A 17,133-nucleotide genomic window follows, 5' to 3' on the forward strand; every position below is an offset into this window, starting at 1 on the left:
TCATGTCCTGCCCCCGTCGTGTGGGTGCCGTCGCTGCGTCGTAGGGTCCTGCCCCGGCAGAGGACCGAGCTGTTGCGACCACCGGGGGCTGGCAGTGAACAGGGCAGCGACGAGCGGCGTCATCGGGGCCTGCGCGGTCGCGCTGGGCCTGGGAGGGTACAGCGCCTACGACATCGCGCACGGCCAGACCCGGCCATCGGGCGGCAGGCGGAAAACCGTGACTCCCGCGGTGGAGTCGCGCACACCGCCGCCCGCAGTGGAGGCCGGGACGTTCGCGCGTGGCTTCCTGAAGGACTGGGCCACGGGACCATGAAGATCATCACGTCGGCGGCGCTGTTCGACCGGGCGGGCCTGACGCCCGACAGCACGGCCCCCTGCAACACGACACAGGCGGCCTCCGGCGAGGTGTTCCACAACGAGGCGGACGTGCCGGCCAACCCGAATGCCACGCTCCTGCAGGCGTTCACCGAGTCTTGCAACACCGCCTTCATCAAGGAAGGTTTCGACCATCTCGTCCACGGCGGTGACGACGCCGCCGACCTGCACGACGAGGCCCACGACGTGTTCGGGTTCGGCAGCTGGTCGATCGGCCGGGGCGTGCAGACCACCGACCCGTCCGTCCCCGCAGCCCCGTCGGGCAGGGACAAGGCGGCCCAGTTCATCGGCCAGGGCCAGGTCACGGCCAGCCCGCTGGTGATGGCCTCGGTGGCGGCCACGGTCCGCGACGGTGCCTTCCACCAGCCGGTCATCCTGGCCGACCAGCCGCAGACCCCGGCGCCCCAACCGATGTCGCCCACCACCGCCGGCTACCTCCAGCGCATGATGCGCGCGGTGGCCACGAGCGGTACCGCGAGCGCCCGTCTGAGCACCCTTTCCGGGGTGGGCGCGAAGACCGGCACCGCGGAAGAGGGCGACGGCACCAACGGCTGGCTCACCGCCTACAACGGCGACCTCGCCGTCGCCTCTCTCGTGGAGGGCGGCAGTTCGGGCGTCGACTCCGCCGGCTACGTCGTATGGGACCTACTCACCGCAGGGTAGTGATATGCGGCCGAGCCTCTGCCTTCGCCGCCAGCCCGCTGCTCACCCGCCCCTCGGATCACCCACCTCCGCACCGGTTGCATGCTCCCGCCCCTGCCGCGCCCACCGATCAGCGCGATATCGCATAAACCGCCACACGCCCCATCGGTGGGCGTACGCAGCGACTCCGCGTCGCGCCTACGGAAGCGTGCCGTCCCCAAGGGCACCGTCCGCCGTGCTCTCTTCCGGCTCGCCGAGGTTCTCGGCGAGCCGGAAGAGAGCAGGCAGTGCGCCCGAGATCGCCCGGCGCTCGGCGTCGTCGAGGGCGGCGAGCGCGGCGTCCATGCGTCGCTCGTGGGCGGCGGTCCAGGCGGCAAGCTGTTCGCGCCCGGCGTCCGTGAGGGTGACCACGGAAGCGCGGCGGTCGACCTTGTCGACGTCACGCGCGACCAGCCCCGCAGTGATCATCTGTCCGATCAGCCCGCTGACAGTACTGGGGGCCAGGCGCTGACGGGAGGCGAGGTCGCTGACGCGGGCCGGGGAGTGTTCACCGAGCACCTGCAGCAGTTCGACCTGGGCCATGGGGAGGGTCTCCCACGGGTAGTCGGTGCGGATCGAAGCGCGCAGTGCGCGGCGCAGCCGGGTGACGGCCTCGGTGAGCAGGCGTGCGTCCGGAGCCTGTCCGGCGGAACGGGGCGGAGAGACCTCGGAGTCGGGCTGCGCAGACATGCGCCAAGAGTAGTCGGACCGCGCCCGGGTACAGCCCGGCGTCCGCCGCGCGGACGCTCCGCCCGCACCGATTCCGAATACTTCGGTGTCCGATGTAATGTCGTGCGGGTACTCCGGCCGCGGGCCGGGTCCCAGATCACGCGAGAACGGTCGACCTGATGAACGTGGCGTACCTGCCCAGTCCCTCGCAGGGAGTGTGGCACCTCGGGCCACTGCCGATCCGCGCGTACGCGCTGTGCATCCTGGCCGGCATCTTCACCGCCGTCTGGCTCACAGGCCGCCGCTGGGAGGCCCGGGGCGGGCGCCGCGAGGACATCGCGGACATCGCGATCTGGGCGGTACCGTTCGGCATCCTCGGCGGCCGTCTCTACCACGTGATCACCGATCCGGAGCTGTACTTCGCCTCCGGCAAGCAGCCCCTGCACGCCCTGTTCATCTGGGACGGCGGCCTGGGCATCCCCGGCGCGGTGGCGCTCGGCGCGGTCGGCGCATGGCTCGGCTGCCGCCGCCGCGGCGTCACGCTGTCCGACTTCGGCGACGCCGTCGCCCCGGGGCTGGTGCTGGCCCAGGCGATCGGCCGCTGGGGCAACTACTTCAACCAGGAGCTGTACGGCGGCCCCACCCATCTGCCGTGGGCGCTGTACATCGACCCGGCCAACCGCCCCGCCGACTCCCCCACCGTCGCCCTGTACCACCCCACCTTCCTGTACGAGTCGCTGTGGGACCTCGGCGTGATGGCCCTGCTGCTGTGGCTCGACGCCCACCACCACCAGCGGCTGCGGCGCGGACGCCTGTTCGCCTGCTACGTCCTGGCCTACACCACCGGCCGGGCCTGGATCGAGGCGCTGCGCATCGACCACGCCAACCACTTCCTGGGCCTGCGCCTGAACGACTACGTCTCCCTCATCCTGTTCACCGGCGCACTGGCATACCTGATCGCCTCCCGGCGTCCGCGCCCGGACGACGACGCCCCGTACCCGGCCCCGGACGCTGCGGATGCCGAGCCGGTGCCCGCCCAGCCGTCGGCGCGGGAGAAGGCGTGACGGAGGCCACCCAAGCGTCGCCGGCCACCTCCGAGCACCCGCGTCAGCGTCCGGGAGGGCTCATCGGCCCGCTGCTGCCCGCCCGCCTGCGCCCCCTGGACCGGCCCCGGCTATGGATGGAACTGGCCTGCAGCGGGCTCCTCTACTGGGCCTACACCCTCACCCGCAACGCCGTACCCGCCCACCGCACCGCCGCCCTGCACCGCGCACACGCCATCTGGCACGCCGAGCAGGTGCTGCACGTGGACATCGAACTCACCGTCAACCACGCCGCCGACCGGGTCGGCTGGCTGATCGTGGGGATGAACTACTACTACGCCACCCTGCACTTCATCGTCACCATCGGCGTCCTGGTGTGGCTGTATGTCCGCCACCCGGGCCGCTACCGCGCGGTGCGCACCGCCCTCTATACCGCCACCCTGCTGGCACTGGCCGGCTTCACGTTCCTGGCCACGGCCCCGCCCCGGTTCCTGGCCGGACGCGGGTTCGTCGACACGGTGGTCGTCCACCACACCTGGGGATCGTGGGCGTCGGGGGACGTTGCCTCCCTCTCCAACCAGTACGCCGCGATGCCCTCGGTGCACATCATCTGGTCCGCCTGGTCCGGCCTCACCCTGGCCTTCCTCGCCCGCCGCACCTGGGTGCGGGTGCTGGGCCTCTGCTACCCGCTGGCGACCTTCACCGTCATCCTGGCCACCGCCAACCACTTCGTCACCGACGCGGCAGCGGGCGCAGCCACCCTCGCGGTCGGCTTCCTCGTCCAGCGGCTCCTCACCGGCCGCCCGGCCTACCCAGCTCTACGGCGGAACGCCCTCACGGCCAGCAAGCCCTGACGCACCGCCAGTACCGCCCAGACCCCGGCGATGGCGGCCAGCCAGCGCGCCTGCAACACCACCGCGCCCGTCACCGCGAGCGCGGCGACCAGGACGTCCAGACTGGTCACCCAGGCGTCCCACACCCACTCGCCGGTGTTCCGGATCACTCTCGCGATCCCCTCGCGGACCTCGTCACAGCGTCTCCCGTACGCCCTCCGGCTCCCCGCCCGGGCTCAGCCAGGCCGACGCGACCGCGACGGCCGAGGCCGCCACGAGGATCGCGGAGGCCCACCGGGCACCGGCCTGGCCACCGCCACCGCCGGCCAGGTGGAGGGCAAGAGTGACCAGGGCGACGCCCAGTGCGGTGCCCAGACCACGCGTCATGTTGACCAGGCCACCTCCGGTGCCGGAGGCGCGGGCCGGGATCGCCCTCATGATCATGGTGTTGTTGGCCGGGGTGAAGGTGCCCAAACCCAGCCCGGCCAGTGCCAGGACCGGCACCAGCCAGGCGATCGTCAGTGGAACGACCAACACTGCGGCCATGGCGAGGGCGAAGACACCGGCTCCGGCCAGGCAGCGTCTGCGGTCGGCCAGGGAGCGCGGAAGCAGCCGGTCACCTCCGGTCGCGGCCAGCGCGAACCCGGCCGGCAGCGCTGTCAGCACCGTTCCGGCGGTCAGCGCCGAAGTGCCCCGCGCCATGAGAACGACCGGCACCAGCACCAACGGTCCGAACAGCACCAGGTACCCGCTCAGCGCTCCGGTCAGCCCGAACGCCACCGCCCGCCCCCGCAGCAGAGCCAGGTCCAGCAGCGGCGCGGCAGCCCGACGCTGCCTGCGGACGAATCCCCAGCCCGCCACCGCGGCCAATGCGAACAGCACGGCCACACCCCAGCTGGGCACCGGCAGCCCGGAGGCCGCCGACACACCCAGAAGCACGCTGGTGGTCGCCACCGCCAGCAGGGACAACCCCCGCCAGTCGAAGCCCACCACGCGGGTACGGCCCCGGGTACGCGGCACCAGATAGTGCCCGGCCACCAGCGCGACCAGCCCGACCGGCACGTTCACCCCGAACACCCAGCGCCAGCCCAGCGTCGACACCAGCACCCCGCCCACCGTCGGCCCCAGCGCCAGGCCCAGCGCCTGCGCGGCGGCCTGCACCCCCAGCGCCGTGCGCATCCGCTCCGGCGGCGCGCTGGTGGTCACCAGCGCCACGCTGTTGGCCTGCATCAGCGCCGCTCCGGCCGCCTGCACGACCCGGAAGCCCACCAGGACTCCCAGCGACGGCGCCAGCCCGCAGGCGGCGGACGCCAGCGTGAACACCGCGAACCCGTACAGGTACAGCAGCTTGCGGCCGTGCGCGTCGGCCAGCCGCCCGGCCGGAATCAGGAGCGCCACCAGAGTGATCAGATAGGCCAGCGACACCCACTCCACGGCCGCCAGCGAGGTATGGAACTCGGTGCGCAGGCTGCCGTAGGTCAGGGTCACGATGCTCGCGTCCAACTGGCCCATGAACGCCCCGAAGCACACCGTGCCCACCGCCAGCCACCAGGCGTTCGGCCGCGACCGTATCCCTTCCGGACGAGCCCGCTCCACGGTGAGCACGGCGGACCAGCGTCTCCTGGACGGGCGGGGACTCATGCGGGTGGCCATACCCCTCAGGATATATCGGTCACCGAAATGTTTTGCTATCGTTCCATCTCGGGTTCCGCGGCAGCGCCACCCGCACCGCCCAGATGACGGCGCGAGGAATGTCCATGGCGCCGCCGCGGGCCTCCCCACCCAGACGCAACACCCTGACATCAGGGGGAGCCGTGCCGATTGACCTCGACGAGGACGCCGCCATCCTGCGCGTCACCGACCAGCTCAAGACCTCCTACAGCGATCGCCACACACCCGACGAGATCGAGGCCGCGGTCGCCGAAGCCCGCGAATCCCTCAGTGCCCTCCCGATTCGAACCCATATACCCGTCCTCGTGGAACGCAAGGCCCGCCGCACCCTCAGCGAGCCCACCGGCTGAGGAAGAGCCCAGGGGAAGCTCCCGCCGTGACGTGGCCGCGGATCACCGGCTTCCCCGCGCACGCCGGCAGGCATCCCGGGGTCGTCGGCGCGCGACGGACGATGGCCAGGCACCCTCTGAACCGAGCCGTATCAGGTCACTCTCAGCCCCGGAACTGCGATCAGAAGGTCCGCCACGGCCTCCTCGGGCCTGTGCCAGTGGGCGCGGCTACCGTGGACCGCCACATCTGAATCCGGAGGATGAAGTGGTCAGACGCATGGCGGACGAGGCGTTCCGTGACGAGCAGGAGAGCGGCCGGTACGCGCCGCATGTTCGTGCCATCAACGAGATGGTCGATGACCTGCGCGACCAGGACGGCCGCGGCTGGATGCCGTACGTGGCTCCCTGGCACGCGGGCATCGACGCACGCGTGTTGTCGATTCTGCGCGATCCGGGCCCCAAGACCCAGGACGGCAGCGGTTCGGGTTTCCTGTGCATGGAAAACGACGACGCCACGGCCGAACGCCAGTGCACCGGCTTTACCGAAGCGGGCATAGACGCCCGCGTCACCACCCCCTGGAATGCCTACCCCTGGTACATCAACCGCGCCCCCAACGCCGAGGAACGCAGAGCCGGCGTCACTGTTCTGGCCCGCCTCCTCGGTCTGCTTCCCCGCCTTGAAGTAGTCCTTTTGCAAGGAGTCGACGCGCAGGACATCTGGCGACGACTGGAGAAGACCCACCCCCAGCTCGTGCGGGAGGCACAGTACGAGGTCGTCCACACCTATCACCCCGGCCGGCAGGCCCTGTGGTCGCCGGACCCTGCCATCCGAGCAGCCCGGGAACAACAGCGCCACGACTCATACCAGCAGGTGGCGCAAGCGCTCCAGCGGTAGCAGGCACAGCGGCAATCCGACGGCGGCAGCACCGCACCGTCGCCGGCTTCCCGGATGAAGATCACTGCTCACGTCGGCGGGAGGATGGCGTGGAGTACGTGTGCCGCATGCCGACACACGTCACCCGCGTGTGGGTCTTGTCCAGCTCCTGCGGATGAGACGAGCCTGCGAAGCGGCGGCGAAGCGTGCTCCCGGGCCGGACGCCGCTCGACCCGATCGGTAGCGACGACCGCCATCGCAAGCGGACGAACGGGTCGCTCAGCACCCACTGTCTTCCCAGGGCCCTGCGAGAGGCGTCGGCATCCGACGCTGGTCAGAAACGAATCTCGACGGCGCGGCGTTCCGCGTCGAGCTGGGGCACCTCGGGAACCCTGCCCGAGGTCCCCCGTGCGATCCGGTACGCCGACCAGGCCGCGCCGGCAGCGTCGAGAACGTCGTCCGCGGGAACACGATCCGCCTCACCGAGCACGTCCGGGAGTACGATCCCGGCCCGGGCCAACAGGGAGCGGCGCAGGTGCTGCCCGCGCCAGGTCTTCTTCGCGTAAACCGGCGGAACCCCGTCCGCCATGGCGGAGAAGCACACCTCGGGGTGCACCTCGTGGACCCGCTCATCGGCCAGCCAGCATGCCCGCGCCTCAAGCAGCTTCGGGGCCAGCGCCCACGCCTGCTGACTCAACCGGCTACCGGTGAGCTCCTGGCACCGGTCGGCTGCCGCCACGTATTCGCGTTCCTGCCACACCGGCCTCGGCGCGATGAGGAAGACACTGTTGCGCCGCACACCGAGCAGGGCCTTGGCCGCCAGGTCCGCGGCACGCCAGCCCTTCTCGACGAGCCCGAGCGGCATGTCCACCGCGATCACCCGCGCTCCGACGGCACGCTCGATCAGCGTGTCGAGCCGACGATCCACCAGGCTGCCCGCGTACGCACCGTCCGTGAGCCCGATCCCGACCCAGCCCTGCCTACCGCAGGCATCGACTCCCAGGACGTCCATCCCATCCACCCCGTCATGCAAGGAGCGCAACCTACCGCGACGACGCCCGTCCGATAGCCCACCACGGTCAGCTGTCCGCGCGGAGGACTTCACCGAACGCGTCTGCATGGGCCTTCAGCGCCTCGCGGGCGAAAGTGACACCCAGGCCCACGCCCTGCTCGATCGTCAGATCGGGTGCCGGGATGCTGCGGTAGACGAAGTCGGGGGCGAAGCCGTTGAAGGTCAGCGGCTGGTGCGGGGCGACGCCGGGACGTTCGGGGCCGGTGTCGCCGAGCAGGTCCCGCGCCCGGTCGAAGCGGAAGTAGTCGCCGAAGGCACGCGCCTGGCCCTCGCGGACCGCCCGTCGCTCCTCGCCCTTCCCGTGCCCGGGGCCCGCGCCGGTCAGATACACGAGACGGAACTGGCCCTCCTGGATCTGCCAGCCGAAACCGGGCCCCGGGCAGGCGGTGAACATTTCGACGATGCCCTGGCCCCGGCTCATCGCGGTACGTACCACGATCCCCTCCCGCTCGATCTCCCCCGCCAGCTCCGCCCGGATCCGGTTCGTGGCGTGCAGGCAGCGCATCTTCTGCACCGTCGCGTCCAGGCGAGCGGGCCGGAGGATCGCTGCCGCCTCCGCGGGAAGCAGCAACGGCTCCGAATCGGCGGGCGTACCGGCCTCAGCGCTCAGGTCCACGAGGGTGCCGATCAGGCCGAGCCAGCGCTCGAACACGTCGGCGCCGAAGCGGTCCGCCCCGCGCAGCTCCGGAAGGCAGGGACGCAGCGCGGCGGCCAGCTCGTCGTAGCCGCGCCAGTGCCACGCCGTCCCGGCCGGTGTCGTCCACGTCCCTCCCGGCCATCCGGGATCGAGCAGGCTCAGCAGCACCAGGACGGGACGGTCGAGCCCGTGCAGCTTGCCGTCGGCGTAGGAGTCCAACTGGTCGGTGTCCGGGAGCGAGAACACCTTGTTCTCCATCACCAGCGGGCTGCGACCGGGGTATTCCACGACAAGATCGAGGTTCCGCCACTCCCGCCGCACCCGCACCTGACCGGACCCATGACCACTCCCGGGTATCAGCCAGGCATCCAGCAGGGCCTCGCCCAGCACCGGATGGCGCTCCACGTACCAGGCCAGCGTGTCGCTGTGGAACAGCTCCTTGCTGCCCCTCGACATCGCGAAGACCACGTCGCCGGTCAGCGACTCCACCAGGTCGGAAAGTCGCGCGAATGAACCGCCAGGCACCCGTTGCCTCCCGCAAGGTCGCAGCACAAGGGCACAGCCGACCCGCTTGGCCTCGGCGCGAGCACCCGGCAGGCCAGGGTAGCCACCTCCCCTCGTCCGTTCCGTGCCGGGTTCCGCCACCACCCGCCGGCACCTGCATGCCTGGCATCATTCCGCGGCATGGGAAGGGACAACAGCGACGAGGCGTACGTCCTCGATCTGTGCGACGAACTGCTCGGCGAACGCGGCCTGCGCCAGCACCGGTTCGGCTGGCTGCTGGGCGACCCGGGGGCGAACGGACGGCGCACGAGGCTGCCGGTCGACGCGTACTGGCCCGGTCAGCACCTGGTGGTCGAGTACCGGGAGATCCAACACGACCAGCCGGTGCCGCACTTCGACAAGCCGGACCGGCTCACCGTCAGCGGCGTGCACCGTGGGGAGCAGCGCGCGCTCTACGACGCCCGTCGCGACACCCTGATCCCGCAGCACGGGATCCGTCTGGCGGTGATCCGGCCCGCTGACCTCGACGCCGACTCCAGGGGACGCCTTCGCCGAACCAGAGACACGGACCTGCAGGCGGTACAGACGATCCTCGCACCGGTAAGCGACGAGAACCGCGTCACCGATGCCTTTCGCCGTCATCTGATCGCCGACGGATGGACCGTGGTCACCCCTACGGACCGGTGGACCGACGTCGAGGCCGTACGCGGCGAGGAGCGACTGATCGCCGAGGCGAAGGGCCGCACCCAGGAGAAGGGGATCGACGCCGACATCGCCTACGGCCAGTTGCTGCGCCGCATGACGAGCAGCTCCCCGAACATCCGCTACACGCTCGTCGTACCGACATCCTCGCTGTGGCATGCGCAGCGCGTCCCAGCCCACATCCGGCGGCTGCTGCGGATCGACCTGTACGAGGTGACCGACGACGGACGGGTGAACCATCACCCCTCCTGACCAGCCCACGGCCGGAACCCGCCATGAGACCGCCATGCTTGTGGACGAGTGGATGAACCACGGGCGAATTCTCGATCGCCGTCCGGTCAGAACAGGGTCAAGAGGCCCGGTCAGGGCCCTGCGACCTGCCTAGGATCAAGAACACCGCTCCCGTTCGTACGACTCCCTCTGGAGGCCCGGCGTGCCCGACACCAAGCGCGGCGCCGAAGCCGAACCCGGTCCGATATCGCCCCCGGATCCGGCACCGGCATCGTCTGCCCCGGCCGCCCGCCGCCGTACCGTGCTGCTCGCGGCGGGTGCTCTCGTGGCCGTGGGGGCCGCAGTGCTCGCGGCCCGGGGATCCGGTTCGAGCGCGCGGCCAGCCGCCGCCGACGGGCTCCCGCACACCACCGTCGAGGTCGCGACCTCCGGGTGCGGCAGCGGCTGGACGCATCCGCAGGCCGGTCACCAGGTCTTCGAGCTGCACAACACGTCCAGTACAGCTGCCGAGGTGTACCTCACCGACGTGAAGACCGGCGCCGTTTACGGCGAGGTCGAAGGGCTGGCTCCGGGTACCGTCCGGCCGCTCGGAGTCACCCTCGGGAACGGCTCGTACGCCTTCAAGTGTCTGCCCGACGACGCCGATGCCGTGACCGGCCCCACCGTGCAGATCAGCGGCTCGAAGGTGAAGAGCGGGCCCGCGGCCACACCGATCACTCAGCAGGAACTCATCCCGCCAACGCTCGCCTATCAGAAGTGGATACAGGGCCGGACGGTCGAACTCGCCCAGAAGACGGACGTGTTGCGTGCCGCCGTCGACCGGGGCGACCTCGCGGCGGCCCGCAGGGCTTGGCTGCCAGCGCATCTCGTGTACGAGCGGATGGGCGCCGCCTACGGCACGTTCGGCGACTCGGACGGGGCGATCAACGGCACCACGGCCGGGCTCGCGGACGGGGTGCGGGACGCTGGATTCACCGGGTTCCACCGGGTCGAGTACGGGCTGTGGCACGGCGAGTCGGCGAGCGGGCTGCGCGGTCCCGCCGATCAACTCGCCAAGGACGTCCACGCGTTGGAGAGCAGCTGGCCCTCCCAGCGGATGGATCCGGCCGACACCGGTCTGCGTGCGCACGAGATCCTGGAGAACACCGTGCAGTTCGAGCTGACCGGCCGCACCGACTACGGCAGCGGCACCAATCTCGCCACCGCCCGCGCCAACCTCGACGGCACCCGCGTACTGCTCGGGTATCTGCGCCCGCTGCTGAAAACCCGGGACGCGGGGTTCGCCGAACTGGGCGACTGGATGGACCGGGCCCAGCACACCCTGGACGGCCTCGACCACTCCGGCAAGTGGACGCCGTTGCCCCAACTCACCCGTCCGCAAAGGGAGAAGGTCGACGCCGACCTCGGTGGACTGGTCGAGCGGCTGGCCGACGTGGCCGCCCTGACGGACGTACGGAGGACCGCGTGAAGCACGGATACGAGGTGGGCCGCCGGGGCTTTCTGGCGAGTGCGGCGGCAGTGGCCGGTGCCGGTCTGGTGGCGGCCGATCGCGGTGCGGCCGTAGCCGCGGTGGAGACCGCCGCGAGCGTGCCCTTCCACGGCCTCCATCAGGCCGGGATCATCACCCCGGCGCAGCGCGCCACGGCGTTCGTGTCCTTCGACACGACGGCCGCCGACCGGACCGAACTCACCGAGCTGCTGCGGACGTTGACCGACCGGGCCCGCTTCCTCACCACCGGTGGCAGCCCCGAGGACCTCGGCATCACCGCCCCGCCCGCCGACTCGGGCACGCTCGGCCCGGACCTCCCCGCCGACCGGCTGAGCGTCACCGTCGGCGTCGGGGCCTCGCTCTTCGACGACCGCTACGGCCTCGCGAAGCGCACACCCCGCCGGCTGACCGCGATGCCGCCGTTCCCGGACGACGATCTCGATTCCGCCTGGTGTCACGGCGATCTGAGTGTGCAGTTCTGCGCAGACAGCGCGGACACCGTCCTGCACGCGCTGCGCGATGTCACCCGGCACACGCGCGGCGGGCTCCAAGTCCGTTGGCGGACGGACGGGTTCATCAGTCCGCCGCGCCCCTCGGGCACCCCCCGCAACCACCTCGGCTTCAAGGACGGCATCTCCAACCCCGAGGTGACCGACACCCGCGCGATGAACGACCTCGTCTGGGTGGGCCGGGGCAGCGGCGAGCCCGACTGGACGACCGGCGGCAGCTACCAGGTCGTACGGCTGATAAGGATGTTGGTGGAGTTCTGGGACCGGGTCTCCCTCACCGAGCAGGAGCGGATGTTCGGTCGCGCCCGGGACACCGGCGCCCCGCTGGACGGGCACCACGAGAAGGACACACCCAACTTCGCGCAGGACCCGCAGGGCGATGTGATCCCGCTCGACAGCCATATCCGGCTGGCCAACCCGCGCTCCACGCAGAGCGCCGACCAGCGCATCCTGCGCCGGGGCTACAACTACGACCGGGGCATGGACAGCAACGGCAACCTCGACATGGGCCTGCTGTTCTGCTGCTACCAGCAGGACCTGGCCCGGCAGTTCGAGAACGTGCAGAAGCGGCTGGCCGGTGAACCGCTGGTCGACTACATCTCGCCCTACGGCGGCGGCTACTTCTTCGCGCTGCCCGGCGTACGGGACACGTCCGACTGGCTGGGCCGCACCCTGCTGACCTGAGACACCGCCGATCTGAGACACGGGTCAAGAACAGGCCAACAAACCATGAGAATCTCCTGACCCGCCGTTCGCCCTGACGTCATTGCCGCTCCCCCAGGCCGCCGCCACCATTGCGCAGGATCCGGCCGTAGATGGCACAAACATCGAATCTGCGGGCCCGGCCCTGGACTTCGATGCTCCCTCGGAAGGCGAGACAGCATGATCGGCACAGGAAGATCCACAGGTGGGCGACGTCAGGTGACGCGCATTGGCGCCTTGCTCGGCGCTGCCGCACTGGCGACCGCCGGCGGGGCCGTCCCCGCGTCGGCGAACTCCGGCGGTCACCACCCCTCCGGCACCCACACCGCGACACCGATCAAGCACGTGGTCGTGATCTACGACGAGAACATCTCGTTCGACCACTACTTCGCCACCTACCCCAAGGCCGCGAACACCGACGGCACCAAGTTCAAGGCCGCCGCGCACACGCCGAAGGCCGACAACCTGCTCAACGCCGGGCTGCTGAAGAAGAACCCGAACCTCTACACGCCCACGCGGCTGAGCAGTTCACAGGTGATGACCTGCGACCAGAACCACTCCTACGGCCCCGAGCAGTACGCGGCCGACGGCGGCAAGGCGGACAAGTACGTCGAGAACACAGAGGTCAACAAGTGCACCGGCCTGTTCGGTGAACCCGGTCTGGTGATGGACTACTACGACGGCAACACCGTCACGGGCATGTGGAACTACGCCCAGCAGTACGCCCTCAACGACCGCTCGTTCAGCTCGAACTACGGCCCCTCGACGCCCGGCGCCCTGAACCTGATATCGGGTCAGACGCACGGTGTGATCTCCGTCGACCCGGCCTCCGGCACCGAGAACCCGAAGCAGACGACGACCCCGGACTCGTACGCCGTGGTCTCCCCGAACGCCAAGGGTGTCGGCACGGTCATCAACGACCCCGACCCGGCCTTCGACGACTGCTCGGACAAGGACCACACCGCGACCAGCGCGCTCGCGGAGATGCAGGGCAAGAACATCGGCGACCTGCTCAACTCCAAGAACGTGAGCTGGGGTTGGTTCCAGGGCGGCTTCCGGCCCAGCACCGCGTGGGACGGCAAGAGCGGTGACTACGCGCAGTGCGCCGGCACCACCCACACCAACGTGGGCGGCGCGGCGTCGGAGGACTACAGCGCGCACCACGAGCCGTTCGAGTACTACAAGTCGACGTCGAACCCGCACCACTTGGCGCCGAAGTCCGTCGCCGAGATCGGGCACAACGGCCGGGCGAACCACAACTACGACCTGACCGACTTCGACGCCGCGCTGAAGGCCAACAACCTTCCCTCGGTGAGCTTCCTGAAGGCGGCCGAGTACCAGGACGGGCACGCCGGTTACTCCGACCCCACCGACGAGCAGAACTTCCTGATCAAGGAGATCAACGCACTACAGAAGTCGCCCGAGTGGAAGTCGACGGCGGTCGTACTCGCCTACGACGACTCCGACGGCTGGTACGACCACGTCTCCTCGAAGGTCCTCAACGGCTCCAAGGACTCGACCGTCGGCTCCAACAGCAAGGCCACCGACAGCCCGGCCTGCCAGTCCGGGCCGGCCGCCAAGAGCGGCTACGCGGACCGCTGCGGACCGGGCACCCGGCAGCCGCTGCTGGTTATCTCGCCGTACAGCAAGGTCAACAAGATCGACCACACCGCCACCGAGCAGGCATCGATCACGCAGTTCATCGAGGACAACTGGCACACCGGCCGCATCGGTGACGCCTCCTTCGACCAGCGGGCCGGCAGTCTCACCGGCATGTTCGACTTCAAGCACCCCAACAACAAGCAGGTGCTGCTGAACACGAACGGCTCCGTGAAGTCGGTGAAGCGGATTCCGCACTACTCGAAGACGGCCTCGTCGGCGTCCGACCTGGCCGCATACAACCAGGACCTCGCCGCACAGAACGTCTCCTACTCCGGTTCCACCTCCACGAGCCTGCCGATCGCCATCGCGGCCGGCATCCTCACCGCCGGCGCGGCGACCACCGCGTTCGCCCTGCACCGCCGCAAGGCGCGCACCCGGGGCGCGACCACAGCCGTGTGACCCCGCAACACCCCTGCGGACGCCGGGGTCCCTGCTTACGGGCGGGGACCCCGGCGTCCCCGCATACGCTCATCTGGACAAGACCCACAGGCCCGCAACGTGCTGGCTGCCGGGTGGAAGCCTTGGCAGACAGCAGGTGAACCCTGATGCCGTCGAACTCGGGCCGACGGGCAAGCTCTGGACCACCCGGGACACCCGCAACCTCACCGCGATCCTGGAGCGACTCCGCGTCGACCGCCAGCTCGAAGAAGCCCTGATCCACGGACCCGACCCACTCCACCTGTCCCTCGTCTTCGGCATCGACGAGAAGACCGCCATCCGATACGCGGACTCAGCACGGGCGCTCCTGGAACAGTCCGCCGAGACCCGACCCTTGTCTTGACGCGAACCCACGGGTCCATCCTCCAGAACCAAGGCAGTGGACCCTCGGGTTCGCGCTGAAGACCCTTCAGTTTCCATGAACTCGCGGGCCTCACGGCCCAGTTCTCGTATAGCTGACGCCACCAGACAGGTAGCGCTGGGTGGCGCTTGGAGGATGCGGTCGCCGCGAGGGTAAGCGGTGCAGCAGATCGCGGTATCTGCCGTTCGCAGTCACGCGGGGCAGGCCGATGGCGTGCCCCGTGTGGTGAGCGACTTCAGTGCTGGGTCTTCTTGCGGTAAACCCGGATGCTGGCGGGGGCTCCGAGGTAGTTGCAATCTGCCCCGGGGCACCGTTCCCAGTCGCCGTTCTCGACCGCGGCCTCGCGGACGCCGTTGTCGGGCCCAAATCCGTGGTGCGCGATGAGCCGGGCAACGGAGTGGATTCACTGGCAGTCCGGCACCGCCCAGCTCCTGCCCCGTCTCATCGCCCGCCGTACCCGCGGACCGCTGTTCCTCACCGACCGCAAAGCCCCGGCCGGAACACCGACGCTCGACGCTCCACCGGCTCCGCCACAGCGCCCTGCCACACGACGCCGAGGACGGCACCTCCACCCCCATGCCGCTGGCCCACTATCGCCACGCCTCCGTCCGCTCCCTGGAGCGATACGCCCGCCCCGGCGTCGACGCGGTCGCCCGATACGTCGCCCAGCGCGACCCGGCCGCCCGACGGAAGCGCTGACGAACTACAAGATCATTTCGTGGCAGTCTTTACGGACAGATTGCTAGACCCCATGAACCTGCTGCTCGGCCTCCAAAGCTGAAACGATGTCAGCGGCTACCCAGAGGAGAGCACGTGGACGAGTACCAGAGCGAGATCAGCCCCAGCATGATCATCGGCCTGGAAGAGAAGGTCTCGAAAGACAGCTACGGCAAGTACCTGAAGAGGCTCACCTTGCGGAAGGTCCGCAGCTTCACCGACCGCACGGTGACCTTCGATTTCCCCGTCACTGCCCTGGTCGGGCCGAACGGGGGAGGCAAAAGCACAGTCCTCGGTGCCGCCGCCCTGGCGTACAAGAGCGTCCTGCCCAGGCGGTTCTTCGCCAAAGGCGGCAAGCATGACGCAAGCATGCAGAACTGGTCGATCGAGTACGAGGTCATCGACAAAGCACTGAGCGCACGGGGCCCCGTCTCCCGTACCGCACGTTTCAAGACGTACAGGTGGACACGGGACTCCGTACTGGACCGCGAGGTCAAGGTATTCGGGGTCGATCGCACCCTCCCGGCAACCGAGAGGCCCAAGCTCAAGAAGGCCGCTACTGCGGCGTTCACGGCGCTCAAGGAAGTACAGCTGCCTCCAGAAGTAACCGCGCACGTCGCGAGGATCCTCGGCAAGCCGATTGAAGGCTTCCAGCAGCTCTACGTCGACAAAGCCGGCACCATCACGCTGTTCTCTGGCCGCACACACAAGGACGTCGAGTACTCCGAGTTCCATTTCGGAGCAGGTGAGGCCAGTGTTATACGGATCGTGGCCGAGGTCGAGTCCGCCCAGGACGGCTCCATGATCCTTATCGAGGAGATCGAGAACGGCCTCCACCCGGTGGCCACGCGACGCATGGTCGAATACCTCATCGGTGTGGCGAAGCGCAAAGGTTGCCAGGTCGTCTTCACAACCCATTCCAACGATGCGCTTGCACCCCTGCCGTCGAAGGGAATCTGGGCGGCCTACAACGGTGAGGTGCTCCAGGGGAAGCTTGACGTCCGCGCCCTGCGCACGATCACGGGCCAGATTCATGCCAAGCTCGCGATCTTCGTCGAGGACAACTTCGCCGAGACGATGGTCACCACGGCTCTGCGCGTTCACGGCGGAATTGAACTGGACGCCGTGAAAGTGCACGGCATGGGCGGAGCCGACCCTGCGATCAAGGTCAACCACCAGCACAACCTTGACCCGACCAGGCAGTTCACGTCGGTATGCATTCTCGACGGCGATCAATCCGGGCGTGACAGTGCGAGCGAGCTGATCTTCCTTCTCCCTGGAGACAGTTCGCCAGAGGCCCACGTTCTTGGTCGGATACTGGAACGCCTCGACACGGTGGCAGCCAAACTCGCTCTCCGCTTGCAGCTGACCGTACATCAGCAGGAGCGGGTCAAAGAGGTAGTACGGAACCGCGCTTTGACCAATTGGGATCGACACGTCATCTGGGAGCAGATTGGCGCAGATCTCGACTTCCAAACGGGCAGCATCGTGGCAGGCGCATTCCTGGCCACGTGGGCTGAAGAGTTTCCCGAAGAGGTCAACCAACTCGTCGACGCTCTCGGAGACCTCCTGCCGCGACGGCAGTAGCCGCACAAGTGCGGACCACTTGGCCCACCAAGATCATTTCAGTGTGG

18 protein-coding genes are annotated in these 17,133 nt (G+C 69.2%); 13 read left to right on the forward strand and 5 right to left on the reverse strand.

What is annotated here, in order from left to right; genetic code table 11:
* Nucleotides 1-94: 94 nt before the first annotated feature.
* Nucleotides 95-313 carry a hypothetical protein gene (locus SSP08S_RS62240; RefSeq protein WP_158697327.1) on the forward strand — a complete coding sequence of 73 codons (219 nt, stop codon included), beginning with the start codon at nt 95-97 and terminating at the stop codon, nt 311-313.
* On the forward strand, nt 310-1,038 hold the full coding sequence (locus tag SSP08S_RS57570; protein ID WP_019074967.1) for a penicillin-binding transpeptidase domain-containing protein: 729 nt from the start codon (nt 310-312) through the stop codon (nt 1,036-1,038). Before SSP08S_RS62240 ends, SSP08S_RS57570 begins: the two co-directional genes overlap by 4 nt.
* A gap of 177 nt (nt 1,039-1,215) precedes the next feature.
* Here the strand turns inward: SSP08S_RS57570 and SSP08S_RS48840 are convergent, their stop codons facing one another.
* A complete protein-coding gene (locus SSP08S_RS48840; protein WP_019074968.1) occupies nt 1,216-1,746 on the reverse strand; it encodes a MarR family winged helix-turn-helix transcriptional regulator in 531 nt (176 codons plus the stop codon).
* A gap of 158 nt (nt 1,747-1,904) precedes the next feature.
* Between SSP08S_RS48840 and lgt the strand changes: the two genes are divergently transcribed.
* The gene (gene lgt / locus SSP08S_RS48845; protein WP_019074969.1) at nt 1,905-2,789 is read left to right on the forward strand and encodes a prolipoprotein diacylglyceryl transferase; all 885 of its coding nucleotides are present in this window, start codon (nt 1,905-1,907) and stop codon (nt 2,787-2,789) included.
* Nucleotides 2,786-3,622, forward strand: a complete 837-nt coding sequence (locus tag SSP08S_RS48850) for a phosphatase PAP2 family protein (protein ID WP_019074970.1) — start codon at nt 2,786-2,788, stop codon at nt 3,620-3,622. Before lgt ends, SSP08S_RS48850 begins: the two co-directional genes overlap by 4 nt.
* Here the strand turns inward: SSP08S_RS48850 and SSP08S_RS48855 are convergent.
* Together SSP08S_RS48855 and SSP08S_RS48860 are read right to left on the reverse strand one after the other, a co-directional pair.
* The gene (locus SSP08S_RS48855; RefSeq protein ID WP_019074971.1) at nt 3,577-3,771 is read right to left on the reverse strand and encodes a hypothetical protein; all 195 of its coding nucleotides are present in this window, start codon (nt 3,769-3,771) and stop codon (nt 3,577-3,579) included. The two genes, SSP08S_RS48850 and SSP08S_RS48855, sit on opposite strands and share 46 nt — an antisense overlap.
* A gap of 25 nt (nt 3,772-3,796) precedes the next feature.
* Nucleotides 3,797-5,254, reverse strand: a complete 1,458-nt coding sequence (locus tag SSP08S_RS48860; RefSeq protein ID WP_174479462.1) for an MFS transporter — start codon at nt 5,252-5,254, stop codon at nt 3,797-3,799.
* A 161-nt stretch (nt 5,255-5,415) separates the two neighbouring features.
* Here SSP08S_RS48860 and SSP08S_RS48865 point away from each other — a divergent pair, with 161 nt between their 5' ends.
* Together SSP08S_RS48865 and SSP08S_RS48870 are read left to right on the forward strand one after the other, a co-directional pair.
* A complete protein-coding gene (locus SSP08S_RS48865) occupies nt 5,416-5,622 on the forward strand; it encodes a three-helix bundle dimerization domain-containing protein (protein ID WP_019074973.1) in 207 nt (68 codons plus the stop codon).
* 256 nt (nt 5,623-5,878) lie between these two features.
* On the forward strand, nt 5,879-6,496 hold the full coding sequence (locus SSP08S_RS48870; RefSeq protein ID WP_019074974.1) for a uracil-DNA glycosylase: 618 nt from the start codon (nt 5,879-5,881) through the stop codon (nt 6,494-6,496).
* Nucleotides 6,497-6,809: 313 nt separating this feature from the next.
* On the opposite strand, the gene SSP08S_RS48875 is transcribed toward SSP08S_RS48870, so the two are convergent.
* Nucleotides 6,810-7,487, reverse strand: coding sequence for a DUF429 domain-containing protein (locus SSP08S_RS48875; RefSeq protein ID WP_019074975.1), 678 nt, complete (start codon nt 7,485-7,487; stop codon nt 6,810-6,812).
* A 67-nt stretch (nt 7,488-7,554) separates the two neighbouring features.
* On the reverse strand, nt 7,555-8,709 hold the full coding sequence (locus SSP08S_RS48880) for a PD-(D/E)XK nuclease family protein (RefSeq protein WP_102133574.1): 1,155 nt from the start codon (nt 8,707-8,709) through the stop codon (nt 7,555-7,557).
* Between the two features lie 159 nt (nt 8,710-8,868).
* On the opposite strand from SSP08S_RS48880, the gene SSP08S_RS48885 reads away from it, so the two are divergent.
* The 7 genes from SSP08S_RS48885 to SSP08S_RS48915 all read left to right on the forward strand — a co-directional run bounded on the left by SSP08S_RS48885 (nt 8,869) and on the right by SSP08S_RS48915 (nt 17,086).
* Entirely contained in the window at nt 8,869-9,642 is a 774-nt protein-coding gene (locus SSP08S_RS48885; protein ID WP_019074977.1) for a hypothetical protein, read from the forward strand.
* A 181-nt stretch (nt 9,643-9,823) separates the two neighbouring features.
* The gene (locus SSP08S_RS48890) at nt 9,824-11,089 is read left to right on the forward strand and encodes an EfeM/EfeO family lipoprotein (RefSeq protein ID WP_019074978.1); all 1,266 of its coding nucleotides are present in this window, start codon (nt 9,824-9,826) and stop codon (nt 11,087-11,089) included.
* Nucleotides 11,086-12,303, forward strand: coding sequence for an iron uptake transporter deferrochelatase/peroxidase subunit (efeB, locus tag SSP08S_RS48895; RefSeq protein ID WP_019074979.1), 1,218 nt, complete (start codon nt 11,086-11,088; stop codon nt 12,301-12,303). Before SSP08S_RS48890 ends, efeB begins: the two co-directional genes overlap by 4 nt.
* 198 nt (nt 12,304-12,501) lie before the next feature.
* Nucleotides 12,502-14,382, forward strand: coding sequence for a phospholipase C (locus SSP08S_RS48900; protein ID WP_026179474.1), 1,881 nt, complete (start codon nt 12,502-12,504; stop codon nt 14,380-14,382).
* Nucleotides 14,383-14,518: 136 nt separating this feature from the next.
* The gene (locus tag SSP08S_RS48905; RefSeq protein WP_019074981.1) at nt 14,519-14,764 is read left to right on the forward strand and encodes a hypothetical protein; all 246 of its coding nucleotides are present in this window, start codon (nt 14,519-14,521) and stop codon (nt 14,762-14,764) included.
* Between the two features lie 594 nt (nt 14,765-15,358).
* On the forward strand, nt 15,359-15,481 hold the full coding sequence (locus tag SSP08S_RS63975; RefSeq protein ID WP_019074982.1) for a hypothetical protein: 123 nt from the start codon (nt 15,359-15,361) through the stop codon (nt 15,479-15,481).
* A 114-nt stretch (nt 15,482-15,595) separates the two neighbouring features.
* Nucleotides 15,596-17,086 (forward strand): ATP-dependent nuclease, encoded by a 1,491-nt coding sequence (locus SSP08S_RS48915; RefSeq protein WP_019074983.1) that lies wholly within the window; start codon nt 15,596-15,598, stop codon nt 17,084-17,086.
* Nucleotides 17,087-17,133 lie beyond the last annotated feature (47 nt).

Source organism: Streptomyces hokutonensis, from assembly GCF_000376565.1.
GTDB lineage: Bacteria > Actinomycetota > Actinomycetes > Streptomycetales > Streptomycetaceae > Streptomyces > Streptomyces hokutonensis.